General features: G+C 44.3%; 16 protein-coding genes, 1 pseudogene and 1 other annotated feature. Of the genes and pseudogenes, 4 read left to right on the top strand and 13 right to left on the bottom strand.

The features are described 5' to 3' along the window. Window positions 1–28: 28 nt before the first annotated feature. From J1C77_RS04715 to J1C77_RS04705, 3 genes are all read right to left on the bottom strand, one after another. Window positions 29–694, bottom strand: a complete 666-nt coding sequence (locus J1C77_RS04715; protein ID WP_002921598.1) for an ABC transporter ATP-binding protein — start codon at window positions 692–694, stop codon at window positions 29–31. Next, window positions 695–1,756 carry an ABC transporter permease gene (locus J1C77_RS04710; RefSeq protein WP_002921600.1) on the bottom strand — a complete coding sequence of 354 codons (1,062 nt, stop codon included), beginning with the start codon at window positions 1,754–1,756 and terminating at the stop codon, window positions 695–697. A gap of 68 nt (window positions 1,757–1,824) precedes the next feature. Further along, window positions 1,825–2,433 carry a TetR/AcrR family transcriptional regulator gene (locus J1C77_RS04705; protein WP_002921602.1) on the bottom strand — a complete coding sequence of 203 codons (609 nt, stop codon included), beginning with the start codon at window positions 2,431–2,433 and terminating at the stop codon, window positions 1,825–1,827. A 109-nt stretch (window positions 2,434–2,542) separates the two neighbouring features. On the opposite strand from J1C77_RS04705, the gene J1C77_RS04700 reads away from it, so the two are divergent. Beyond that, window positions 2,543–3,268 (top strand): hypothetical protein, encoded by a 726-nt coding sequence (locus tag J1C77_RS04700; protein WP_002921603.1) that lies wholly within the window; start codon window positions 2,543–2,545, stop codon window positions 3,266–3,268. A gap of 90 nt (window positions 3,269–3,358) precedes the next feature. On the opposite strand, the gene J1C77_RS04695 is transcribed toward J1C77_RS04700, so the two are convergent. Both J1C77_RS04695 and J1C77_RS04690 read right to left on the bottom strand, forming a co-directional pair. Further along, window positions 3,359–4,396 carry a zinc-binding dehydrogenase gene (locus J1C77_RS04695; protein WP_002921605.1) on the bottom strand — a complete coding sequence of 346 codons (1,038 nt, stop codon included), beginning with the start codon at window positions 4,394–4,396 and terminating at the stop codon, window positions 3,359–3,361. Window positions 4,397–4,576: 180 nt separating this feature from the next. Next, the gene (locus J1C77_RS04690) at window positions 4,577–5,047 is read right to left on the bottom strand and encodes an SP_0198 family lipoprotein (RefSeq protein WP_002897787.1); all 471 of its coding nucleotides are present in this window, start codon (window positions 5,045–5,047) and stop codon (window positions 4,577–4,579) included. Between the two features lie 234 nt (window positions 5,048–5,281). Between J1C77_RS04690 and J1C77_RS04685 the strand changes: the two genes are divergently transcribed. Both J1C77_RS04685 and J1C77_RS04680 read left to right on the top strand, forming a co-directional pair. Continuing rightward, window positions 5,282–5,749 carry a GNAT family N-acetyltransferase gene (locus J1C77_RS04685; protein WP_002921607.1) on the top strand — a complete coding sequence of 156 codons (468 nt, stop codon included), beginning with the start codon at window positions 5,282–5,284 and terminating at the stop codon, window positions 5,747–5,749. 130 nt (window positions 5,750–5,879) lie between these two features. Continuing rightward, window positions 5,880–7,025, top strand: coding sequence for a cobalamin-independent methionine synthase II family protein (locus J1C77_RS04680; protein WP_042762924.1), 1,146 nt, complete (start codon window positions 5,880–5,882; stop codon window positions 7,023–7,025). Between the two features lie 73 nt (window positions 7,026–7,098). Here the strand turns inward: J1C77_RS04680 and J1C77_RS04675 are convergent, their stop codons facing one another. From J1C77_RS04675 to trpX, 6 genes are all read right to left on the bottom strand, one after another. Continuing rightward, entirely contained in the window at window positions 7,099–7,926 is an 828-nt protein-coding gene (locus tag J1C77_RS04675) for an alpha/beta fold hydrolase (RefSeq protein ID WP_002921611.1), read from the bottom strand. 150 nt (window positions 7,927–8,076) lie between these two features. Then, window positions 8,077–8,469: a YbgA family protein gene (locus J1C77_RS04670; RefSeq protein ID WP_002921612.1), complete on the bottom strand. Its 393-nt coding sequence runs from the start codon at window positions 8,467–8,469 to the stop codon at window positions 8,077–8,079. Window positions 8,470–8,653: 184 nt separating this feature from the next. Next, the gene (pheT, locus tag J1C77_RS04665; RefSeq protein WP_002921614.1) at window positions 8,654–11,059 is read right to left on the bottom strand and encodes a phenylalanine--tRNA ligase subunit beta; all 2,406 of its coding nucleotides are present in this window, start codon (window positions 11,057–11,059) and stop codon (window positions 8,654–8,656) included. A gap of 248 nt (window positions 11,060–11,307) precedes the next feature. After that, complete coding sequence (locus tag J1C77_RS04660) at window positions 11,308–11,817, bottom strand: GNAT family N-acetyltransferase (RefSeq protein ID WP_002921615.1); 510 nt, start codon at window positions 11,815–11,817, stop codon at window positions 11,308–11,310. A gap of 45 nt (window positions 11,818–11,862) precedes the next feature. Then, window positions 11,863–12,912 carry a phenylalanine--tRNA ligase subunit alpha gene (gene pheS, locus J1C77_RS04655; RefSeq protein ID WP_002921616.1) on the bottom strand — a complete coding sequence of 350 codons (1,050 nt, stop codon included), beginning with the start codon at window positions 12,910–12,912 and terminating at the stop codon, window positions 11,863–11,865. 319 nt (window positions 12,913–13,231) lie between these two features. Further along, the gene (gene trpX, locus J1C77_RS04650) at window positions 13,232–14,239 is read right to left on the bottom strand and encodes a tryptophan ABC transporter substrate-binding protein (protein WP_002921617.1); all 1,008 of its coding nucleotides are present in this window, start codon (window positions 14,237–14,239) and stop codon (window positions 13,232–13,234) included. 126 nt (window positions 14,240–14,365) lie between these two features. Beyond that, window positions 14,366–14,599 (bottom strand) — a binding site (T-box leader). Window positions 14,600–14,771: 172 nt separating this feature from the next. Here trpX and fbpA point away from each other — a divergent pair. Then, window positions 14,772–16,421, top strand: coding sequence for an Rqc2 family fibronectin-binding protein FbpA (gene fbpA, locus J1C77_RS04645; protein ID WP_002921618.1), 1,650 nt, complete (start codon window positions 14,772–14,774; stop codon window positions 16,419–16,421). A gap of 185 nt (window positions 16,422–16,606) precedes the next feature. Here fbpA and J1C77_RS04640 read toward each other — a convergent pair whose 3' ends face one another. Then, window positions 16,607–24,619, bottom strand: coding sequence for a CshA/CshB family fibrillar adhesin-related protein (locus J1C77_RS04640; protein ID WP_002921619.1), 8,013 nt, complete (start codon window positions 24,617–24,619; stop codon window positions 16,607–16,609). Between the two features lie 331 nt (window positions 24,620–24,950). Next, window positions 24,951–26,298 (bottom strand): annotated as a pseudogene (locus J1C77_RS04635) (IS3 family transposase). Window positions 26,299–26,333: the final 35 nt, after the last annotated feature.

The raw sequence follows: 26,333 nt of genomic DNA, 5'->3' as shown, positions 1-26,333 counted from the left end.
TGTTTGATTGCATAACACTTCTAAAGCTTTATCGAACTTGAGTCAACACTCCGTCTTGCATCTCATAGACCTTGTCAACCTCGTCCAGCAGGCGGGTATCGTGAGTAATCATGACCACGCTCTTATGGAATTTCTGGGTCACCTCTTTGAGCAAATGGACCACGCGCTTGGCCCGCTCCGTATCCAGACTAGCTGTCGGCTCATCAGCCAAAATAATATCAGGGCTATTATAAAGTGCTCGAGCGATAGCAGCTCTCTGCCGTTCTCCGCCAGACAATTCTTTCGGATACTGCTTGAGTGTTCCTTGTAGATCTAGCAACTCAATCAGACTGTCTAGATCTGTTCTTTCCTTTTTAGATAAGCGGTCAATCAGCTGGAACTGGTCTTCGATTTTCAAAAAAGGAATGAGATTGGAAGTCTGCAAAATAAAGCCGAAATCATTGAAGCGTAGAGCAGCTCGTTCCTTTTCCTTGAGCTGGGAAGTATCTTTCCCATGCAGGAGAATCTGTCCTTTTGAGGGAGTTTGCAAATGCCCTAGCAAGGTAAGAAAGGTTGTTTTTCCTGAGCCTGATGGCCCAATAATAGCTACAAACTGCCCTGCTTCTAGTTGGAAATCAGTTGGTTTCAGGGCTTGAACCAGCGTATGCCCCTGACCATATTCTTTTGTAACTCCTTTTAGTTCTATGATTGACATTTACTCACCTCCAATCGCTGTGATAGGGTCAATTTTCAGAACCCGATGAATGGACAAGAGTCCGCCAGCCAGTGACATGAAAACAATGAGGATAATTAAACCAGCATAAGCTCTCCAGTCACTGTAAAAAGGCATAGAAGCCGGCAAGACTAGCTGGGTTCCCAAGAGAGCCAAGACAGCTAAGCTGATTCCCAGAGTGGACAGGATGAAAATCTGCCAAAAAATAGAAGCAATAATCTTCCCACTGGCAATTCCTTGGGCGCGCATAATACCGTAAAGATGCGTCTTTTGGATGGTAATAATATACATGAAAATTCCCAATACCAAAAATGTAATCAAAACCATGGCCCCAATCATAAAGGAAAAAGTCAGTACCTGAGGCTGATAGCCAGGGATATTTTCTATAAAATCATTCATAGAGAGTTGACTAAGTCCAGCTTCTTCAATCTTCTGACCATCCTTGACCACAAGTGCACTGATATTCTTAACCTGACTAGAGCCGTACTTTAATTCCCTGAAATCATCTAGATCCATAAAAATTACAGGTTGCGTAAAGAAGCTGTTATCCTCTGTGAAACCAACAACCTGATAGAGGCGCTCACTTCCATTAAGCTGAAGCTGGTCGCCTAGTTTCACACCTTTTTGCTGCAGACGCTTATCCGCAATGACTTCATAAGCAGTTTCAGCAGGACGTCCCTCAATAATGTCAGGCGCTAGAAAACTATCCCAAGAGAGACCAAAAACCTGAGCATTGAGTTTATCAGTCCCATCTTCATAATTGGCCACTGCTGACGTTTGTCCCAAAGCAGCGATTGAGTCCCCTTGAAGCAGGCGGCTGTACTCCTCTTCCTTGAGAGTCGAAGCTATTAGATTCTTATTAGCGTACTCCGACAAGACGATTGACTCAGCCTGCCATTGGTCCAAAGCCAAGCGATTGAGCCTAGCCAAACCGACGGAAAGACTAGATAAAAAGAAAACCATATAGGTAATGAGAAATACCACAGCAACCACTAAACGATAGCGTCCGCGACTGTAGACAATCTCTTTAAAAGCTAAAAACAAAGCTATCCTCCTTTGAGATATTCGAGACTATTATACCATACAAGAAGCAAGCTGGAAAAACTATCCTGTCAATCCCCCTCCATATGCTCTCTGACAAAGCCCGCCAGACCGACAGAGGTCACCCTAGCATGAAAATCACTCATTTGCTGAGCCTTATAGCAAGGATGAGCCAGCCAGTAAGTCAGGGTTCCCATAAAGGACGCGGCTTGATGATTCAGGAGCAAGTCCACCTCAACCTCCTCTAAATGTGGATCAGCCAAGGAAATACTCTGCCAGAAAATCTCCCTCACAGCTTCCTGCAATCGCCTCGAACTAGTTGGACTGCCATTTGGACCCAAAAAAATGGCCAAGTCTTCCAAGTAAGGCTCAAAAAAATGAAAAAGATTTTGTTTCTCATGGATATAGTCTTCCACTTTAAAATCCTTTTCTAACTTGAACAAGCAGGCAGATTCTAGAACCTCTTGATAATAGGCCTGCAAATCACCTAGCAAGCGGTCTTCTATCTTCTCCAGCAGATCATATTTATCCAAATAATGCCGATAAAAAGTACTGCGATTCATCTCTGCCAAGTCAATCAATTGGCGAATACTGATGCTCTCAAAAGTCTGCTCTTTCATCAACTGCAGCAAGCTAGTCTCTATCCGCTTTTCTGTCTCTCTTCTTTTTTTCTCATACATACCATTCACCTCAAAATGCAACAGTCTATCTAAAATTGATGCTTGTATGCCATCCAGCTCCCACTATATAATAAATATAAGCAGAAGACAAGAACAAGAGGATTAAAAGATGAAAATTATGATCAATCAAAAGGAAGTCAGTCAAGAAAGAATTGAGCAATGGCGGAAGCAGAGAATCCATAAAGCAGCTAAGATACTTAATCTACAGCTGCCTAATACTGACAACACGGAGATTTTAGACCAAGCCTTACTGGAAGCAAAAATGAAGCTGACATACGAAGAGCTAATCCAGCAAATCGGAACCAAACTCAAATGGAGCCAATGTTTGATGAAATGGGCGGCCAAATGGTCCAAGAAACCACGAAAAAGAGCTATCATCACGATTTTTGCAAGTGGACTGACTGCCGCTTCTTTCAGTATAATGCTAGAAAAGTTGATGTTAGAAAAGACAAATGTTCATAAACGAGTCAATCTTGGTGCCTGTCCGGATCATTATGCCTTGCAGCCGTACGGGGACAAACTGGAAGTCATTGAGACCGCAGGAAATAGCCCTCTGCCGACACAGTTTTTTCTTGACCTTGGTGGTGAAGCTGAGATAGAGGAGCCTCGTGATGCGTCTTATCCCTTCCAATCTGTCGGTGTCGCCAGACTAGCGAACGGTTGCAATATCGGTGGAATTCGCCATCAGTTTCGCGACATAGAAAAAGGCTTGGAAGCCCGATTCTGCGTTGAATTCCCTAGCCTTTGTCCAGACATCCTTATCAAAGAACACCAGCTCCACCTGGCTGCCGAATGGTCAAGATGGATAACTTGGTGTAAAGAGCATAAAGAATGAATTTCCTTTCATGAAAAGAACTACCAAGCCATGCAAAAACAGCCTACTGCCATCTTAAAGAGACCGCAGCAAGGCTGTTTTCTTCTTTACCTAATCAAAGACAATCATGGACTTAATGGTCTTGCGTTTATCCATATCTTTATAAGCTTGATCGATATCTTCCAGTTTGTAGCTTGAAGTAAAGACCTTGCCCGGATTAATATCGCCGTCAAGAACTGCCTTGAGCAAGATTTGCTTGTCGTAAGTCGTGACAGAGGCTGCTCCGCCTGCCACTGTAATATTTTGAGCAAAGGTAGAACCAAGTGCTCGGTTATTATAGTGTGGCACACCGACAAAGCCTAAGCGGCCGCCGTTGTGAAGAACTCCCAGAGCTTGATCAACAGCTGCTTCTGTTCCAACACATTCCAGAGCTGCATCTGCACCACCACCAAGGATTTCACGGACCTTGGCAATTCCGTCTTCGCCACGTTCTGCAACAACAGCTGTCGCACCGGATTCCAAGGCCATCTTTTGTCGATCTTCGTGACGGCTCATAAGAACGATTTGGGAAGCACCACGCATTTTAGCAGCGATCACAGCGCATTGCCCAACAGCTCCGTCGCCAATAACGACCACCTTATCACCAGGCTTAACATCTGCCACTCGCGCAGCATGGTAGCCAGTTGGCATGACATCAGCCAGTGTCAAGAATGATTTGAGCATTCCTTCTGTATAATCAGAAGGCTGACCCGGAATTTTGATAAGTGCCCAGTTAGCAAATTCGAAGCGCATATATTCTGCCTGCACCCCATTTGACCAGTTATTCCCAATATGAGAATCACAGGTGCCATCAAATCCTGCTCGGCAGGCATCACATTGCCCGCATCCATGAGTGAAAGGTGCGATAACGAAGTCACCAGGTTTAACAGTCGTTACTGCATCTCCGATTTCTTCGACAATTCCAATCGCTTCATGCCCGCTATTTTGATGGCCTGCTTCAATATCCGGACTGCGGTAGCGCCATAGGTCAGAGCCACAGACACAGGTCCGAACAATCCGAATAATGGCATCATCTGCCTCAATGATTTGTGGGCGACCTATTTCTGCTAGACCAACTTGGCCAGCTTTTGTATAAACTGCCAATTTCATCGTTTCTTCTCCTTTGATATCTTTATAGTAACTATTATACAACTTAGAGCACCCTAGAAGTCAAATTTTTGACATTATTTAAGATAAAATTCTTATAAAAAAGGAAACTCTTTTCTCAGAGTTTCCTAGTTTAATTCCTCACTGCTCATCCCTGTTGTCCTGAGCAGAATGAAAAGCGCTTTACTGCTTGGTAAAGGTCAGAGTGTCTGGATCATCATCCAATTCGTCCACAATCAGCTGATTGCCATTTTGACGATAGCTTTTAGCATCATCACCGACAATCAGTCTTTGGTTAGCAGCATCAACTTGTACCTGCTTGATTTCCTTACTGCCATCTACCTCGGTCTCAGTCCAAGTACCAGTCGTACCATTGATTTCTAGGACATGCTGGTCACCATCATGGTCGGTTGCTTGATAGCGCCCGTCTAGATTAGTAGCCTGCCCTGCATTTGATGATGATGAAGGCTGATTAGAGGATGATGCAGCTGATGACTGCGAAGTCTGATTTTGTGCAGATTGTGATGTCTGGTCTTGCGTATTCTGTGATGAACTAGTATCCCCTCCTTGGTTAGTATTGCCTGAGCAGGCAGCCAATAGAACTGCTGCTGTCAGAGATAGAATTCCGATAAAGGCTTTTTTTGTAATAGTCATATCGTTTTCTCCTTTTTCTACATTTGTAGTTTATACTTATATTCTACACTTGTCTGTTTCATTTGTCAAGAAAAAGCAGTTTTTATTATAAGGAAAATACATATAAAGGAAATGACGCACTCTGATTGACATTTGCTATTTAGACGCTACTTGTTCTGTTAGTCTTTCCGAGCTCGCTTGACAAAATGACCTTCGCTCGTATAATGATTCTATAAAAGATAAAAGGAGAAAATTATGCCAATCAGAAAAGCCCAAGTCAGCGATATTCCTGCACTCCAAGAACTCCTTCAGCAAATTCTGCTTGTCCATCATCAGGCTCGTCCGGACATTTTCAAGGCCAAGGGCAGCAAGTTTAGCAATGAAGAGCTAGAGAAGATTCTGAGTCAAGAGTCCACCCCTATTTTCGTCTTTGAAAGTGAATCCGGAGAAATCCTCGGTCATCTTTTTTGCTCCATCAAGGAACCTGTCAGTCCTGTACTCAATCCCATCAAGACACTTTTTATCGAGGACTTATGTGTAAATGAGAAAGCCAGAGGACAAAAGGTTGGCGAGCAGCTTTACCGCTTTGTGGAAGACTATGCTCGGGAAATCTGTTGCTATAATCTGACTCTTAATGTTTGGAACGACAATGTCGTAGCCCTGCGTTTCTATGAGCGATTAGCGCTTCAGGCTCAGGAAACAGTGATGGAGAAGATACTTTGATTTGAAAGACAAATTTCAGGAAACGCTAGCAATAGTTTTCGGCTATACCCTATCAGCAGAATTAACTATTTTATTTCCGAGGGATTTTCGATACAATAGACCATAATCCCTAATGAAAGTGAGAAATCTTATGACAAAATCGAAATTCAAACTGGTTGGATCTCTTCTGCGCCCAGAAAATCTCCGCCAGTATAAGACAGAAATTGAGCACCGCGATGATATTCAATACCCCTTCTACGACAGCTTCCCAGGCTACCATGAGACGGAGACAGCTGACATCAAGGAGATTGTTGCTGAGCAAAAGGCTAAGGGTATTGACATCCTGACGGATGGAGAATACTCTAAATCCATGTGGCATCTGGACTTTGTCTGGGGACTTAAGGGAATCGAGCGCTACATTGCCGACCACGGCTATACCTTCAAGGACCACGACGGCGGGCAATACGAGACTCGGAAAGATATTGGTATCCGTATCACTGCACCACTCTCTGGTAAAAACCATCACTTTATCGAGATTTATAAGCTAGTCAAGGAAGAGGCTGCTGGTGAAGATACCAAGCTGACTGTCTGGGGGCCTGCCCATGCTTATACTGAGTTAGCTGTCTTTGATCGCTTGGCGGGACCAGGACAAGTTTATGAGACCAATGAAGATTTGAAAAAAGGCTTGATTCAAGCCTATAAGGAATTTTTGGACGACTATAAGGCTGCTGGCGGACAGATTATCCAGTTTGACGACTGTCTCTGGGAGCTCTTTGACGAGTCCAATCCTGCCAGCTTCTTTGCTGAAGGCAATGCTAGTCTGGCTGACCTAGCAGACGAGTTTGTCGCTATTAATAACGTAGTCGTGGACTATGCCCATGAGTTGGGACTAACTGTCTGGACCCACAACTGCCGTGGTAACTACGAAAGCCGCTCTGCTGCTGAGGGTACCTACGAAGCTATCGCGGAAAAATTCCTACGTGACCAACATTATGATCGCTACTTCCTAGAGTGGGACAGCGATGTAGCTGGTGATATATCAGCTCTAGCAGCTTTGAAGGACAAGAATGCGGAAGTCGTTTTAGGACTGCTCTCCAGTAAGACGACAGCCTTGGATGACGAAAAACGCGTCCTAGACCTACTCGAGAAAGCAGCAACCATTCTACCAAAAGAACGACTCTTGCTCTCCCACCAATGCGGCTTCGCCTCTTGTGACTCTGGAAACGAACTCACCATTGAACAACAATGGGCCAAAATCAAACAAGGCCAAGAAATCGCCCAAAAATTCTGGGGATAATAAGCAAAAAAGCGGTCACACCGCTTTTTTCTATTTTCATCTGCATCTGTTCAACATATTAAATCTTGTAGTATCAGGAAAGTTCAATTCGCTTGAGCCAATTTTCAACCAAGGCCGTAAAGAGAGCCTCTTGATCTATCTGTGCATTGTGGCCAGCAAGATCCATTACAGCATGAGTTGCCCTTGGATAATAGTGAGACAGCTGGGCTAACTGCTGGAAGCCCACGACTTGGTCCTGCTTTCCTGCTATAAAAAGACTGGGCTTGTCATAGCTCTTTTCCTGTATCTCTTGATCCACTTCAAGCGAAAAAGCATAGTTTTCTTGCAGCTTTTGGACAAAGGGAACATTCATCATCTGAAGCCCTACTAGGATTTCTTTTGCAAACCGTCGATAAGTTTCTTTAGTCTGTAAAATCGCTAAATCAACGAAATCTTCGCTTTTGCCTGCTGTATCAAAACCTACCTCTCTAATTAGCAGGCTGTCTTTTGGCAGAATTCTTTCTTGCGGATTGGGTACAACTACTGGACAAATAAGCAGCAAACCATCAATCTCCGACCTTTTCTTAGCCAAAATTCCTCTAGCAAGATAGCCACCATAAGACTCTCCAGCTAAGAGAAAGGTGTGTCCGCTGATTACAGTCTCTATAAAGTTTAAGATCATCTCTAAAATCGCATCCGCACTTGCAAAAGCAGGATTGGCATCAGACCTACCCATGCCAGGCAAATCTAAATAAATCCTTTTATAGTCAGCATGTTTCTCAAAAATAGGTTCCAAACATCCTTCCATCAATTCAGATGAACAGCCCAAACCATGAATTGCCAAGACTGGCTTTCCTTGACCAATCACTTTATAATATAATTTATTTCCCTGATAAGTAAAAAACATTTTTTCTCCAATCATATCTTAAAGACACGTTTTGCTCGAGGTGAAGCCTTTATCGAAACCAGTCAAAATAATATTGTTAATAAGCCTAACAAATTATTCTTACGATCTACACCCCTCAAAGCTACTAGACGAGCAAACTTATTCTTTCCCCTTGATTTCAGAGCTTCATGCCTCATCCCCAAATAACAAGGTCGACTGCTGCAGATAAGGATTAGGGTACTTTACTAGCAGATCCCTTACAGCTCTTACCAAGTCTTTTTGCTCAGCCTGACCGGATTGGTAACGAAGCAAAAGGTGCATAAAATCTTCTTTTTCAGTTGTACTAGCTTTTTTCTTAAAATAGCCCCAAACATGCTGAAAGGCATTGCAGACCTGACCGCGGTTTTCTGGCAGGGCTACCGCCTGGTCAATCAAGTCTTGGACATGTGCTGCTTCCACCGAGTCACTTTTTAGATATTGGCGGATTTCCAGATAGATCTTACTGGAATGACTGAGAACCAGATATTTATTTCTAGCCCAAAGAGTCTGACATTGGGAGATTTGGTTTGAATTTTCCATGATTACTTTTCCTACTGATTTTCAATTTCGAATACTTCTCGTGTCGTCTACATCATTACTCGTATCCCAGTAATAAGCTTACCAAGACAGAAAGCTAAGCGAACCTGTAAATCAACTATGATTGGAAAAAGATTTCGAAAAGTATTAATCAAAATCCCCAATCACATGACTGGGGAATCGTTCATTAACGTACCTCTGCACCAAGTTTTTCGGTCAGAGATTTTTCGATTTTTTCCATATATTTAGCCACTTCTTCGTCGGTCAGGCTAGCTTCTGGATTTTGGAAAGTCAGGCTGTAGGCCATAGATTTGAGGCCAACACCCAGCTTGTCACCAGAGAAGATATCAAAGAGCTTAATATCGGTCAAGCGCTTGACACCAGCTGCTTGGATTGCATCAAGGACCTCTTGGTGAGTGATTTCAGCCTTGAGCAAGAGTGCCACATCACGGCTGACAGCTGGGAATTTAGTGATTTCTGTAAATGGCTGTGCTGGCTGGAGTTGCTCTTCGATAGCAGACAGGTTGAGCTCAGCCACATAAGTTTCAGGAATATCGTAAGCCTTGGCTGTCGCAGGATGGACTTGACCGACAAAGCCGACAGGCTGTCCTTTGATAGAAATTAAAGCAGTCCGCCCAGGATGCAGGCTCTTAATCTGGCTGCTAGCCGCGTATTCAGCTGTCAAGCCCAACTTATCAAAGAGTGCCTCCACTACACCCTTAGCATAGAAGAAATCAACTGCTGCTGGCTTGGTCTGGAAGTCTTTTTCATTAACCAGACCTGTCAAAGCAAAGGCAAAGCTATTGATTTCGTTTGGCAGATCTTCCTTAGGATTGCCAGTCTGCTCAAAGATTTTTCCAATCTCATAGAGAGCTAGATTCTTATTCTTACGAGCTACATTGTAGGCTAGGGAGTCCAAAATGCCGGAAACCATGTTCTGACGAAGAACAGAGCGCTCCACTGTCATTGGCCACATGAGCTCAGTCAAGTTGCTAGGATTGAGAGTGAACTCAATCGCCTTTTCTGGCGTCGTCAAAGCATAGGTGATGATTTCTGTCAGTCCAGCTCCCTCTGCTAAAGTCCGCACTTGTCGGCGCAGTTGTTGCGTTGCAGTCAATTCACCAGCAGTTCCGTCATCTTTTGGCAGGCTAGCTGGCAATTTGTCATAGCCGTAAATGCGGGCAATTTCTTCATAGAGGTCTGCTTCGATTGAAATATCCCAGCGACGGCGAGGCACGCTGACAGTGAACTGTTCAGCATTTCCTGACAAGCCAAAGCCAAGTCTGCGGAAGACATCCACAATATCTGTATAAAGCAAGTCTGTTCCCAAAACTCGGTTGACATCCGAGAGACTGGACACCACTTCTACATCGCTAGTATCCAAGCTGCCAGTGGATACAATCCCAGCCTGAACAGTCGCTCCTGCCAAGTCCGCAATCATACTTGCTGCCGCGTCCAAAGCTTCATTGACAGTTGCCACATTGATGCCTTTTTCAAAGCGGGAAGATGATTCTGAGCGCAGGTTAAGGCGACCGCTGGTCTTGCGGATTGATTTACCATCAAAGACTGCTGCCTCCAGAACAACACGAGTGGACTGGCCAGAGATTTCTGTTGCTTGCCCCCCCATAACACCTGCAAGGGCTACTGATTTGTCCGCGACAGTGATAACTAAATCGCTGACTTCCAAATCCCGCTCTTCGCCATCCAGTGTCACCAGTTTTTCACCAGCACGCGCTTCCCGCACGACAATCTGGTCACCATCAAACGTATCCAAATCAAAGGCATGCATGGGCTGACCAAAGTAGAGCAGAATATAGTTGGTCACATCCACTACATTGTTAATCGGACGGATTCCTTCGTTCATGAGGAGATTTTGCAGCCACTGAGGACTTGGGGCAATAGTGACATTTTCCAAGATACGAGCCGCGTAATAAGGAGCTTTCTCTGTCTCAAGGGCTACTGAAAGACTGTCCTCTGCCTGCTTTTCATTTTCCACCAGCGGAAAATCTTTGAAATGTACTGACTTGTCATAGATGGCAGCCACTTCATGAGCCACCCCACGCATAGACAGAGCATCAGCTCGGTTTGGTGTGATGGAAAGTTCGATAATCTCATCATCCAAGTCCAGATAAGAGAAGACTTCCTCGCCCGGCACTGCTTCTTCAGGCAGGATTTGAATACCATCCGCAAATTCCTTTGGCACGACAGAATCAGAAATGCCCAGCTCACCGAGAGAGCAGATCATGCCCAGTGACTCCAAGCCACGGATTTTCCCTTTTTTAATCTTATAATTATCCGCAATGCGAGCACCCGGCAGAGCCACCATGACCTTGATGCCTGCGCCAATATTTGGAGCACCACAGACAATCTGACGGTTCTCCTCTTCTCCGACATTAACTTGACAGACATGCAGGTGGGTATCTGGAACATCCTCACACGATACCACCTCACCAACAACAATTTTCGACAAGCCAGCAGCTGGTGATGTCACACCTTCCACTTCAATTCCTGTCGTTGACATTTTCTCAGCCAACTCAGCGCTCGCCACATCAATGTCTACTAACTCTTTTAACCACTTATAACTTACTAGCATATTTAAGATACCAAGGGCGTCAAAAACGACTGAAAAATAGGAGATTTGCTAAGCATTCGATGAATGATCGCAAGTCTATCTTTTTTCCGAGTTTTTAGCCCGGGTTCAATTCCTTTCTCTAATTCTATCGCTGAGGAACTTGACCGATCAAATTTTAGGGACCTGTCTGAAAGCCTGATTTCAGAAACAAATCATCTAAATTTAAAGCTTTTAGGTCGTATTCATTTCCTCTCTTTAAATTTTCTTGTTTATTTCAATTTCTTGCGCAGCAGCCAGTCTGTGTCCACCGTCTCACCAGTGATATAGTCGTGCTGGCTAAATTTTTCAAAGCCGTATTTGAAGTAAAAATCTTGAGCTCTAAAATTCTTTTCCCAGACGCCCAGCCAGACCCAGTCAAAGCCTCGTTTCTCGGCTTCATCTAAGGCGAATTCAAACATTTCCTTGCCCAAACCTTGACCATGATAAGCTTTCAAAACATAGATTCGCTGAACCTCAAAGGCTTGTGGTAGTTCTTGCTCCGTTTGAGCATGTCCCCAGTTAAACTTGAGAAAACCAGCAATTTCACCGTCTTTGACAACAAAATAAGTCTCTGACTCAGAGTCTGTCAGTTCCTTTTCGATGGTCGCAAGCGACAGCTCATTGTCAAAATAATGAGCCATATCAGCCTCCTTGATAAAAGGACCAAAGGTTTCTTGATAAGTCGCAACCTCCAACTCCCGCAGGAGGGTCGCTTCTTCTTTCTTGACTCTGACTAGCATACTGCACTCCTTTCTCAGAAAAGCTGCATCTATGAATACAGGTTTCTACTTAAACTGCTGAGAAAAACGAATATCTCCTTGGTAGAAGCCACGAATGTCGTTGATACCGTAGCGAAGCATAGCTACCCGCTCTTGACCAAGACCAAAGGCAAATCCAGAGTATTTCTCTGCATCAATACCGCTCATTTCTAGCACGCGCGGATGCACCATACCAGCTCCCATAATCTCAATCCAGCCAGTCTTCTTGCAGACATTACAGCCGGCTCCGCCACACTTGAAGCAGGAAACATCCACTTCAACAGACGGCTCTGTGAATGGGAAGTAAGATGGACGCAGACGGATACTACGATCTTGGCCGAACATCTTCTGAACAATTAGCTGCAGCGTTCCTTGCAGGTTTGCCATGGAAATATTTTCTCCAACCACCAAGCCTTCAATTTGATGAAACTGATGGGAGTGAGTCGCATCATCAGTATCCCGACGGAAGACACGTCCTGGTGAGATCATCTTGAGTGGCCCTTTAGAAAAGTCATGAGCATCCATAGCTCGCGCCTGTACCGGACTGGTGTGAGTTCTGAGCAGAATCTCCTCTGTAATGTAGAAAGTATCCTGCATATCCCGTGCTGGATGATCCTTAGGCAGATTCATCCGCTCAAAGTTGTAATAATCCTTCTCCACTTCAAAGCCGTCCACGACCTGATAGCCCATCCCGATGAAAATATCTTCGATTTCCTCACTAGTCTGACTAAGAATATGACGGTTTCCTACCGGAATTTGACGACCTGGCAGGGTCACATCCAAGGATTCCTCAGCCAGTTTCAGAGCGACTAATTGCTCTTCCATCTCTTGAGCTGTCTTTTCAAAGGCCGCTGTCAAAATATCACGCGCTTCATTGACGTGCTTACCGATAATCGGCCGCATATCAGCTGAAATATCCTTCATCCCTTTGAGGACTTCAGTCAGCGAACCCTTCTTCCCCAAGACAGCTACCCGCAAGTCCTGCAGTTCCTTTTGATTCTCAGCCTTGAGCTGCTTGAGAGAAGCTAGAGTCTCTTCTCGCAAGCTTTTTAGTTGTTCTTCAATCGTTTTCGTCATTTTACCTCCAAAATAAAAAGCGCGCCAATCTCCATAAGCGGAGCGTTGACACGCGGTACCATCCGTTTTTTATCTGGCAAGCCAGACCTTACTTATCAATCCTAGAGCAAGTGAATTCGCCTAGCTTTCATCTAGAGAGCTTTCAGTCGATGGCTCCCCTCCCTGTTAAACTTCCCCTAGGTTACTGGTCTTGCGGATTGCTATTCAGTTATACTTCATTCTAACAGATTTCTAAACATTTCGCAAGCTCAGTTAAAGAATTTACAAGAAGAGACAATCGAGAAAAAGAAGCCCGTTAAACAACAGACTCCCTTTCTTTCTATTTAATCACTTGTCCTGCTTCTTTCAGAACATCTTCTGGTACAGTAATGCCAAGTTCTTTGGCATTTTTAGTATTGATTACAGATTTACCTGTATCGAAAATATCTACTGCAGTGTCAGCAGGTTTGGCACCTTTAAGAACTTTAGCTGCCATTTTTCCAGTCGCAACACCTAGGTCATACTGGTCTACAACGACAGAGGCAAGACCACCTTCTTCTACCATGGCTGTCGCACTTGGATAAATCGGTTTCTTAGCTTCTTTATTGCTGGACACAACTGTCGCAAAAGCTGACGCAATGGTATTGTCAATTGGAATCCAGATAGCATCAACCTTGCCAGTCATGACATTCATGGTTGAAGCAATTTCATTGGTCGACGGAACAGAGTATTCCTCTACCTTGTAGCCTGCCTCTTCAGCCAATTTTTTGAACTCTTCTACCTGAGCTTTGGAGTTATCTTCACTGCTAGAATATAGCGTACCGATAGTCTTAACATCTGGAGTCAATTTTTTAATCAGCTCTAGCTGTTGCTTAGCTGGATTGCGGTCAGAGACACCAGTGATATTGCCACCTGGCTTGTCCAGATTTTTCACTAGGTTTGCTCCGACTGGATCTGTGATAGCTCCCATGACAATAGGCTTGTCCTTAGTAGCTGCAGCCAGTCCTTGTGCAGACGGAGTCGCAATCCCAATCAGCACATCATTGTCATTGGAGACTAGCTGCTTGCTCATAGTAGAGACCTTACTCTGATCGCCCTCAGCATTCATAAAGTCAATCTTAATCTTGTCTCCCTTATAGCCTTCCTCAGCCAGACCATCCTGAATCCCCTTGTAAATCAAATCTAGCGAAGGGTGGCTGACATACTGCAGCACACCGACCTTGACTGTCTGACTGTCACTGTTAGTCTTAGTGGTGTTACCTTTGCTGTTCAAGCTGGAATAGACAATCCCACCGATTGCCAAAACAGCCAAAAGGCCTAAGATAGTTACTAATCGTTTATTTTTCATGTTCGTTCTCCATTTCTATGTTTTATATTTTTTCTGTTTAATCCCTAGGGACGCCATCGTTTAAACATAGGCAATTCTCCTTGTTTTTTTATAATAAGCAACAAAAAACCTCACACAGGTACTCTGTGTGAGGGCGTAAATCGCGGTGCCACCTCAATTATGGAAAATAGCTAATATTCCCCATGTCTCTGTCTTGTCATCAAACAAGCTGCACTGTAAGGTGTGCCCACCGAATTCTTATTGTTTCAAATTCATTTTATCCATTAGCCCAATTTCGTAAAGATTTGCTACTCATTTCCACCAACCACAAGCTCGCTAAAAACAAATACATCTACTACTTTTCTAATTTCCTATATTTTAAGTTTTTCCTGAAAAGATGTCAAGACCTTTTTGAAAATTTTTATAAAATGTTCGGATTTGGTTTATATAGGCAGTTATAGGCAAAAATTAAATTGCTTTTTAACGAGACTTTAGAAGCTTTTAGCTTGGTTTTTTGTTATAATTTTCTGTAGCAACTTTCAAGGAGAAAAGCATGTCTTTCGACGGATTTTTTTTACACCACATGACAGAGGAGCTGCGCCGCGAATTGCTGGGCGGCCGCATTCAGAAAATTAATCAGCCCTTTGAACAGGAGCTAGTTTTACAGATTCGCAGCAACCGCCAAAGCCACAAGCTGCTCCTATCAGCCCACTCGGTCTTTGGGCGCGTCCAGCTGACAGATACCACGTTTGAAAATCCAGCTGTTCCCAATACCTTTATCATGGTCATGCGCAAATACCTGCAGGGCGCCGTCATTGAAGCAATCCAGCAAGTGGAGAATGACCGGATTTTGGAAATCAGTGTTTCGAATAAGAATGAAATCGGCGACAGCGTGGCTGTGACTTTGGTCATCGAAATCATGGGCAAGCACAGCAATATCATTCTCTTGGACAAAGCTAGCGGTAAGATTATTGAAGCCATCAAACATGTCGGATTTTCGCAGAATAGCTATCGAACAATCCTGCCAGGCTCAACCTATGTCGCACCTCCTCAGACTGGCAGTCTCAACCCATTCACTGTGGGCGATGAAAAGCTCTTTGAAATCTTACATACTGAAGACTTAGAGCCCAAACGCTTGCAGCAAATTTTTCAGGGATTGGGTCGGGATACGGCTACTGAGCTCAGTGGTCGTCTGACCGCTGACAAGCTCAAAACTTTCCGAGCCTTCTTTGCCAGTCCGACTCAGCCAAGCCTGACCGAAAAATCCTTCTCTGCTCTGCTATTTTCCGACAGCAAGACCCAAATGTCCACGCTATCCGAGCTTTTGGACACTTTCTATAAGGACAAGGCTGAGCGAGATCGAGTCAACCAGCAGGCTAGCGAACTGATTCGTCGAGTAGAAAATGAGTTGGAAAAGAACCGAAAAAAACTAGGCAAGCAAGAGGAAGAGCTCCTAGCAACGGAGAATGCAGAGGAATTCCGTCAAAAAGGGGAGCTCTTAACTACCTTTCTCCATCAGGTACCTAACGATCAGGACCAGGTTGAGTTGGATAATTACTATACAGGTGAGAAGATTATTATCTCGCTTGACAAGGCCCTGACTCCTAACCAAAATGCCCAGCGCTATTTCAAACGTTACCAGAAGCTCAAGGAAGCCGTCAAACACCTGACCAGCTTGATTGAGGAGACACGGACTACGATTCTCTACCTAGAGAGCGTGGAAATAGCTCTTGCTCAGGCCAGCCTGACTGAAATTGCAGAAATACGAGAGGAACTAATCCAGACTGGATTTATCCGACGACGCCAGAGAGAGAAAATCCAGAAAAGACAGAAACCGGAGAAATATCTGGCAACAGATGGCCAAACTATTATCCTAGTTGGACGCAATAATCTACAAAATGACGAGCTGACGTTTAAGATGGCCAAGAAGGACGAGCTTTGGTTTCACGCCAAGGATATTCCAGGTAGTCATGTGGTGATTACTGGCAACCTCCAACCTAGCGATGAAGTCAAGACAGACGCTGCCGAGTTAGCAGCCTATTTTTCCAAAGCTAGACTCTCCAATCTGGTCCAAGTAGATATGATTGAGACTAGAAAACTCAACAAACCAACCGGTGGAAAGCCAGGATTTGTCACCTATACAGGCCAGAAAACCCTGCGCGTCACACCAGATGAAGAAAAGATTAAGAGTATGAAGATGTAAACTTGTCTTTTTTGAAAATAGGTCATTCTTGGCAGCGAGCCAGGCAATAGTAATCGGAAACATTCTGTTTCTCTCTATCACGCTAATTATGTGATACTAATAAAGAGGTAAAACTTACGTTCTACCTCTTTTTGCGTTCTCGTGAAATTCCTCTTGTTCAAGAAGGAAATTTCTTCAAGCTTGCCTTAGTCCTCAAACTTTTTCTTTCTCTTCTCTAAGCCAATCAGTCCCAAACCTGATACTCCCGCAAGTAAGCTTGCCGCCAAGTATGAGGTTTCTTCTGTACCGGTCTTAGGAAGGGATTTTGCACCCTCACTCTTGGAAAGAGACGGTGGTGCAGGCGTAATCGTCCGCTCTGGCTGAACAGGAGCTTCTGTCACAGTCGGAATGTAAACCGCTGAAATCGTCTGACCATTACGGTCTTTGCGAATCACTGTCACACCATCAGCTTGACCGACAAAGCCAGTTTCCGGTACAAAGGTCACTGTACCATCTGGAGCAATCGTGTAAGTACCTTGGCCTGGAACAACCTTTTCGGTACTGCCATCCTCGAATGTTGGCGAAACAGTTGGATCCACGTCTCCTTCAAAGATAGGCTTGCCGGTTTGAGGCTGGCCTTTGAGACCTGTGCTGCTGGTATCTTCTGTATCAGTGCTTCCCAAAACAGTTGGGGTATAAGTAGCCGTCACAGCATTGCCATAAATATCTGAACGCTTCACGACGACTCCACTGGCGGTTCCGACAAAGTCGGCTTCCGGTACAAAGGTCACTGCTCCCAGCATATTGAACCGATATGTTCCTTCTCCTGGGACAACCATCTCTGTGCTGCCGTCTGCAAAGGTCGGTGCTACTGCCTGGTCAATCGCCCCTTCAAAGATCGGCGTGCCTGTTTGAGCTTGGCCCTTGTGGCCGCTAGACACACTGTCCTTGCTGATTGATGGTTCAACCACGGTTGGAACATAGCGAGCTGTCACTGAGGTGCCATTCTTATCGCGACGGAAAAGGGTCACACCAGTACCCTGACCAAGGAAATCAGCTTCTGGAGTGAAAGTGACTGTACCGTCTGGTGCGATGGTGTATGTTCCCTCACCTGGAACAGTCTTTTCCTTGCTTCCATCTTCGAAGCTTGGTTCAACGGTTTTGTCAATTGGAACCAGTCGATCACCTACTTCAAAGACAGGTTTGCCAGTCTGAACATGGCCTTTGATATTTGTAGATGTAGCATCTTTACTAGTCGGAGTTACCTTGGTAAACTCTGGACTATAGGTAGCCGTTACTGGTGTACCATTCTTATCTACTCGTTTCACAGTGATTGGATCTGGTTTGCCTACAAACTGCTTCTCTGGAGTAAAGGTCACTGTACCATTTGGGGCAATCGTGTAAGTTCCTTGACCTGGAATAGCCTTTTCCTTGCTGCCATCTTCGAAAGTTGGCTCGACTGTCTCATCAATCGGAACCAGCGGATCGTCACCTTGGAAGGTTGGGGTGCCGGTTTGTGGAACCCCCTGAGGACCAGTGCTGGTCGCATTGGCACCTGTAGGAATAACTTCTTTCACTACCGCTTGGTACTTGACTGTAACAGGGGTGCCATTGGCATCCGTACGAGTCAATTCGAGTTCTGGCGTTTCGCCCTTGAACTGTTTGTCTGGAGTAAAAGTAACCTTGCCATCTGCATCCACTTCGAACTTACCGACATTTGGCACTTCTCTCACTGTTGAATTGTTATCAAACAGCGGAGTCGAGTCAACTGGGAATGGCACTGAGTCATGTCCTGGAGTAAAGGTGACTTTTCCTTCTTGGACTTGACCTTGCAGGCCTTCTGTCTTGTCGCCTGTTCCTGTTGGCGTTACTTTCGTAAACTCTGGACTATAGGTAGCAGCCACTTCCGTTCCGTTTTTATCAACGCGTTTCACAGTCACTGGATCTGGTTTACCTACAAACCGCCTGTCTGGAGTGAAGGTCACTGCGCCATCTGGGGCAATCGTGTAGGTGCCCTGACCTGGAATGGTTTTTTCTTTACTTCCATCCGCAAAGGTTGGCTCAACGGTTTCATCAATCGGAACCAGTGGATCAACACCTTGGAAAGTTGGGGTGCCAGTTTGTGGAAGACCTTGAGGTCCTGTGCTAGTCGCATTGGTACCTATAGGAGTCACTTCTTTCACCACTGCTTGGTACTTGACTGTAACAGGGGTGCTATTGGCATCCACACGAGTCAATTCAAGTTCTGGTGTTTCACCCTTGAATTGTTTGTCTGGAGTGAAAATAACCTTGCCGTCTGCATACACTTCAAACTTGCCGACATTTGGTACTTCTTTAACTGCAGAACCATTATCAAACAGTGGCATCGAATCCGCTGGGAATGGAACAAAATCATTGCCTGGAGTGAAGGTGACTTTGCCTTCTTGAACTTGACCTTGCAGGCCTTCTGTCTTATCACCAGTACCAGTTGGAGTAACTTTAGTGAACTCTGGACTGTAGGTAGCTGTTACTGGAGTGCCGTTTTTATCGACACGTTTTACAGTGATTGGATCCGGTTTACCTACATACTGCTTTTCTGGGGTGAAGATCACTGCGCCATCTAGAGCAATCGTGTAAGTTCCTTGACCTGGAATCTTTTTCTCCTTACTTCCATCTTCGAAAGTTGGCTCTACTGATTCATCAATTGGAACTAGTGGATTGCCTCCTTGGAAAGTTGGTATACCAGTTTGCGGAACACCCTGAGGACCAGTGCTGGTTGCGTTGGTGCCAGTAGGAGTTACCTTGGTAACAGTCGGCGTATAGCTAGCAGTCACTTCCGTGCCATTTTTATCAACACGTTTCACTGTGACTGGATCTGGGGTGCCCACATACCGTTTATCTGGAGAAAAGGTGATAGAACCATCTGAGTTAATAGTGTATACCCCTACTCCCTGAACAGTCTTCTTAGGCTGACCATCTTCGAAGGTCATTGGAGAATCCATATCAATTGGAACCGCAGAGTCGCCAGGAGTAAAAGTAGGTGTTCCATTTTGTGGCTGACCTTGAATGCCAGTTGATTCAGCATTGGTGCTGATTGGAGTTACCTTGGTAACTTCTGGGGTATAAGTAGCAGTTATTTCTGTACCGTTAGCATCGACTCGTTTAAGCGTAACAGGTGTCGCCTTGCCAGTAAATTGCTTAACTGGTTGGAAGGTAATGGAACTATCTGAATTAATGGTATAAGTTCCTTGATTAGCCATTACCAAAGTGTCAGTCCCATTTCCAAAGGTCATTGGTTTGGTCATATCAATTGGAACCGCTTGGTCTCCTGGGCTGAAAGTTGGCTTGCCACTTTGCGGCTGACCTTGGAGGCCGGTTGATTCAGCATTTGTACTAGTTGGCGTTACCCGTGTTACCGTTGGCGTATAGGTGGCAGTAACTTCAGTGCCATTCTTATCTACACGTTTAACAGTAACTGAAGCTGGGGTCCCCACATACTGTTTGTCTGGGGTAAAGGTGATAGTGCCATCTGAGTTGATGGTATATTCTCCTACTCCTTGAACTGTCTTCTTAGGTTGACCATCTTCAAATGTCATTGGAGAATCCATATCAATCGGAACTAGCGGATCACCACCTTGGAAGCTCGGGCTACCTGTTTGCGGAACACCCTGAGGACCTGTGCTAGTCGCATCAGTTCCTCTTGGAACCACTTCTTTCACTACTGCTTGGTATTTGACTGTAACAGGAGTGCCATTGGCATCGGTGCGAGTCAATTCAAGTTCTGGTGTTTCCCCCTTAAACTGCTTGAGTGGGGTAAAGGTAACCTTACCATCAGAGTCCACTTCAAACTTACCGACATTTGGCACTTCTTTCACTGTTGAATTATTATCAAATAGCGGAGTCGAACCAGCAGGGAATGGAACAGAGTCGTGCCCTGGTGTGAAGGTCACTTTACCTTCTTGGACTTGACCTTGCAGCCCTTCTGTCTTGTTTCCAACACCAGTTGGCTTTACAGCCGTTACTGTTGCTTGATATTTTGCCTTAGCAACGGTACCGTTGACATCTGCACGACTGACTTCAATTTCTGGTGTTTTACCTACAAATGTCTTAACCGGTGTAAAGGTAATATTACCATCAATATCCACTTCAAACTTGCCAACATTTTCAATTTCTTTCACATTGGTACCAGTGTCAAAAATTGGCGGATTATCTGCTGAAAAACCAACTTCTGGTCTTCCTGCTTCAAAAGTAATCTTACCATTCTGAACCAATCCTTGTGGACCTTCAGTCTGATCACCAGTTGCGTTTGGAATAACTTCTTCAACAGTAGGAGTGTATCTAGCTGTCACTTCGGTTCCATTCGCATCTACACGTTTGACCGTGACTGGTGTTGCCTTACCAGTAAATTTCTTCTCTGGCTTAAAGGTGATGGAACCATCTGAATTGATGGTATAAGTTCCTTGATCAGCTACTACTAATGTATCAGTTCCATTTTCAAAGGTCATGGCTTTGCTCATGTCAATTGGGATTTGTTGGTCACCTGGACTGAAAGTTGGCTTACCGCTTTGTGGTTGACCTTGCAGGCCTGTTGACTCAGCATTGGTGCTGGTTGGTGTGACACGCGTCACGGTTGGTGTGTAAGTAGCCGTTACTTCTGTTCCATTTGTGTCTACGCGTTTAACTGTTACTGGAGATGGGGTCCCCACATATTGCTTGTCTGGCGTGAAAGTAATCGTACCATCTGACTCAATGACATAAGTCCCGACCTTGTCTACCTTCTTGGTTGTTTGATTATCTTCAAAGGTCATTGGTTGGGCCATATCAATCGGCACAGCTTTGTCGCCTGGGGTGAAGATCGGCTTGCCACTTTGTTGTTGTCCTTGCAAGCCGCTTGAAACGGCATTGGTACTTCTTGGCGTCACTTCCGTCACGGTTGGCGTATAGGTTGCTCTTATTTCGGTGCCATTTTCGTCAACTCGTTTGACCGTCACCGAGGCTGGGGTTCCAACATATTTCTTATCTGGAGTAAAGGTAATAGATCCATCTGAATTGATGGTGTATTCCCCTACGCCCGCAACAATCTTCTTAGGTTGACCATCGTCAAAGGTCATTTGCTTGGTCATATCGATTGGGACCGCTGGATCGCCCTCCTTGAAGACTGGCGTTCCTGTTTGTGGAACACCTTGAGGACCTGATGAAGTAGCAGGTGTGCTGGTTGGTGTGACCTTGGTCACGTTCGGTGTATAGGTTGCAGTCACTTCTGTGCCGTTGGCATCGACACGTTTGACTGTAACTGGTGTTGCCTTGCCAGTGAATTGCTTAAGTGGCTTGAAGGTAATGGTATCATCTGAATTGATAGTATAAGTTCCTTCATTAGCTACTTCCAAGGTGTTCGTCCCATTTTCAAAAGTCATGGCTTTGCTCATGTCAATTGGGATTTGTTGGTCACCTGGGGTGAAGGTCGGCTTACCACTTTGTGCTTGACCTTGGAGGCCAGTTGATTCAACATTGGTGCTTCTTGGTGTTACTTGGGTCACATTAGGTTGGTAGCGTGCTCGGTGTGCTTTACCATCGGCATCACTGACTTGAACTACCACTGGGTCTGGCGTACCATAAAAAGTTTTGATAGGTTTGAAGGTCACTTGGCCAGTATTTGGATCTAATTCATAGGTCCCGACTTGCTGGCCATTGGACATGGCTGGCACCGTGTTGCCTGCTACTGTCTGACCGTTAGCATCCACAAAGCTGGCAGGATGGGTAGCGTCTGGCATGACAGGGGTCGTATTCGCATCATCATCGTTAAAGACTAGCGTTTTATTTTGGTCCAGTCCCTGAAGACCACTTGATTCGTAGTTTGGAATCTTACGAACTGTCGGCACATAACGGCCGTCCATACTAGTCAATTGATCATTTTTATTAGGGTCAGAAGCATCCGTCGAAGTCCATCCAGTTGATGTACCATTGCTGTCAGTCCAACGAATATTAATTCCGTCAGCAGTTCCAGAAAAGTCCGCATTTGGTGTGAAGACTACTTGAACATCATTGCCATTGACGGTCAAGCGATAGGTCCCTTCTGGACGAATATAGTTGCCATCAACAGGAGTCAGAGCATTGCCTTGTTTATCCAGAACCTGAGGCGCTTGGGTACTCATAACTGCATTGACACTGTCATCTGAACGATCCGTTCCTTTAGGTGTGAAGTGAAGGACAGCAGTTTGAGTCTCACCTGTAAAGCCGTCCGTAGTCTGCTTTTCACCTTTAGGAGGATAAATGCGATGCAAGAGCATATCTTCTACTTCACCGCTAAAGGCAATACCGGTTGGTTGCTCAATATCACCTTTATTAGTCGCAATACGGAAACGCATACCCAATTTGTCCACTTGACCGCCACTAATATTTGGGTTGGCATTGAAGGTCAAGGTATAGTCACCAGCAGCTGTAATCTCTTGTAGGTTGCTACCTTCGCTTTCATTGAAGACTCCATCATTGTTGAAGTCTATCCATGCCTTGACATAGGATTTAGCATTACCATTTGGGTTAGCTTTGATTTTAATCGTATATGTCCCATTTTTTGCTTTGTCTAAATCTAGCAAATCATTAGAAGTACTTAATTGATCGTCCGCTAGTAATTGGCTGGCCCCCTCGTCCTTGTGTTCCTTTTTATCATCCAAAACCCAGTCATTGGATGACTCAACATCAATATCAGCTGGCGTTGTCCCTAAATAAGGCTGATTAATTAGCTTACCAGTCAGAGAATCACGACCTGAAATGGTATGGAAGGCTTCGCCATAAGTCGCTGGCGCATCACTGCCATCCACCACTAAAAATCCCATCATCATAGCTTGTTGTCCAGATGATGCTACATAAAATCCTACTTCAGAAGCTCCGCGTGTCATCACCACAGGAACCGTCCGTTCGTTCGAACGGTTTGGTCCAAAGACCTGAGTCCCCAGGCCACCTGTCACTGTATCCGGACTGAGGTACTTATACCAGTCTACGCTTGTATCTCTTAAGATTAAGAGGCCGCCGCGCGTTTTTTTATCCGCTTCATCCACCATTTGCTTGGTAATAACCGTGTAGGCTTCTTTGGCAGTACTCTTATTCTTCCATTCACCGAGATATTCCCATCCTTCTCCGTTAGTAGTGAAGATAGCAAATTCACCTGGGTTGGCATCTTCACCATCGGCCATAACCACCGTAGGGGCCACACGCTTCCCTAGATAGGTAGCCTCAATATTGAATTTCACTCCCCAGTTAGCTGAATCCTCAGGGTAAACAAGTTGCGTCTTATGATTCTGGGTATTAAAACCTTGATTACGAATAGTTGTCCATTGATCCTGACTTGCCCCTATAACTGAAAGGGGTGTTCTCCCATATTTTGAACTCGACTTCAAGAAATCATTTTGTGCATTTGGATTATAAGTATTTGCTGTCGGTGTTCCTTCAACCCGTTTTCTATAAGTTTCAGTCGAGTTAAAAGGTTTAAGCTCAGTGACCGTCAGGGTTACTTCATAGCCCGGTGAGATTTCCTTCTTGAAGGTCGTTCCTACTTGGAGTCCGCCTCGTGAATCCAATCCTTTCCAACTTGCAGTATCCGAAAAATCAAGCCACGTAATCTGTTTGGCTAATTGGGTACTATCTTTCTTGACAGATTCCTCCAAGCTTGGTTTAGGTACTCGTGGCGTAGAGGTAGCATCATCTGCCCCAGCTGGTCCAGTACCTATCGGAACTCCTGTTGTTACGCTGTTCTGTTGTCCAGTAGGTGTAGCTTCCCGTCTTACCCGACGAGAGCGACTAGACTGAGCTAGATCTGCGGTTGCTTCTGACTTTTCAGCCACGACAGTCGCATTAGATGTTTCTGGGTGAACAGTGATTGGCTGAGTATTCTCAATTGGTTTAGTTGCTGTAGATTCAGTAGATTCTTCAACTTTCTCAGGCTCTGAGCTTCTTGGACTAGGATTATCATCTGATTGAGAGGGCTCAGTAGCAAAAGCGAGTGCTGAACTTTCTTTTGCTTGTAAATGTTCAGAAGCCACAGTTTCAACAGAATACACTGATGATTCGGCTATTCCTGTTTGCGAAACTTCGTTTTGGGCACCAGAATCACTAGTTTCGTCAGCACTAACTTGTGCCGCTGCTCCCAAAAGAAGCAGGGTTGACAAGAGCACAGAACAAACACCGACGTTTAGTTTTCGAATCGAAAACTTACGCAGGTGAGGATTAAATAAATCTTTTCCCATAATAATCTCCTAAATAATCATCTAGTTACAATAGTTTTATTATACAACATTCCATTTCAGTTAGCTATATATATAACTATAATTATATAAAAAAATTTTAAAAAAATTGACATAAAATACTTTGTAGCCTATTTTTAAAAACAAAAGAAAAAATAGATCGTAGAAAAATACCTATAAATTAAATAATCTGGGAGTTTTTCAAATTCTACTTTAATCTTTAACACTTTAGAACTGCTATTATTATGAAGTTTTTAAGAGTTTTTCTCTTTGGGCATAAAGAAAAAAGATTCACTAATGAATCTGTACTGACCCCAAAAAGTTAGACAATTAATTATTGAAAGGATTTAGTTCTGTATTGTACAGGACTAAGTCCTTTTAGTTTGACTTTAATTCTTTTGTTATTGTAGTAATATATGTAGTCTACAATAGCTTGCTCAAGGTCTTCTAAAGACCTAAAGTTCTTCTCATAACCGTAGAACATTTCGGATTTCAAAATGCCAAAGAAGGACTCCATCATGCCGTTGTCTGGGCTGTTACCCTTGCGTGACATGGATGGCTGAATTCCCTTACTCTCTAGAAAGTGATGATAAGAATCATGTTGGTATTGCCAGCCTTGATCGCTATAGAGAATCGTATTCTCATAGTGTTTCTCTGTAAATGCTTGTTCCAACATCGTCTTCACTTGTTCTAAATTTGGTGAAGTAGAAAGATGATAAGCGATGATTTCACTGTTATATCCATCCAGAACAGGGGATAAATAGAATTTCTGCCTGCTTGCTGGAATGGCAAACTCTGTCACATCCGTATAGCACTTTTCCATTGGCTTGGATGCTTCAAACTGGCGTTGAATGAGATTCTCTGCTTTCTTGCCAATCTCTCCTTGGTAGGAAGAATACTTACGCTTACGACGAATACGTGCCATTAAACCAAGGACTTTCATCAGCCGTTGGACCTTTTTATGATTGACTACGAAGCCACGATTTCTTAGTTCAAGAGTAATTCTCCGATAGCCATAATTTCCTTTATGCTCACGATAAATGGCCTGAATTTCGGTTTTAAGCTCTTTATCTTTATCAACCCTATCCAGTTGCTTCAACTGATAATAGTAAGTTGAGCGAGCTAAACGAGCTGTTTCAAGAAGTAAATCTAGTCGAAATCCTCCTGAAACCATTTCTCTAACTGTCTCTGCCTTTCTCTCTCTAAGGCTTCGTCCCTGTCTTCTAGCTCTTTTAACTTTTTTAGGTAGGCCACCTCGGTACGTAGACGCTCATTCTCCTCTTGAAGTCGCTCTAATTCTGTCATTTCTCCCCAAGTTTTCTTCCGTTTTCGTCCCATCCTAGCTGGCCTTCCTCTTGTTTTCTCAACAATAGTATACACGTTTTTCTTGTATTGTGCCAGCCAATTTGGAAGTAATCCATTACTTGGAAGAGCATAATCCAGAGATACGCTTAGTTGCGAACGACCTTCAATTAAAACCTTATTGATGATTTCTTGTTTTAATTCAGGAGAGTAATAACGGTTTTTCCCTTTTTTGATATTTTCTATTCCGTAGCGATCAATCGGATTAAGTACTTAAGATTTGAAAGGTTCATTCCATATTTATCTGAAAGTCGCTTGAAGCTGATTCCTTGTTTTCTTAGTTCATAGATTCGAACTTTATCCTCATCAGTTAATTTCATTTAAAAACACCCCAAAAGTTAGATTTTTCTGTCTA

The sequence above is a fragment of the Streptococcus sanguinis genome (genome assembly GCF_050223295.1).
Classification (GTDB): domain Bacteria; phylum Bacillota; class Bacilli; order Lactobacillales; family Streptococcaceae; genus Streptococcus; species Streptococcus sanguinis_X.
The sequence above is the reverse complement of the archived record's forward strand: the minus strand, read 5'-3'. Positions and strand labels throughout refer to the sequence as shown.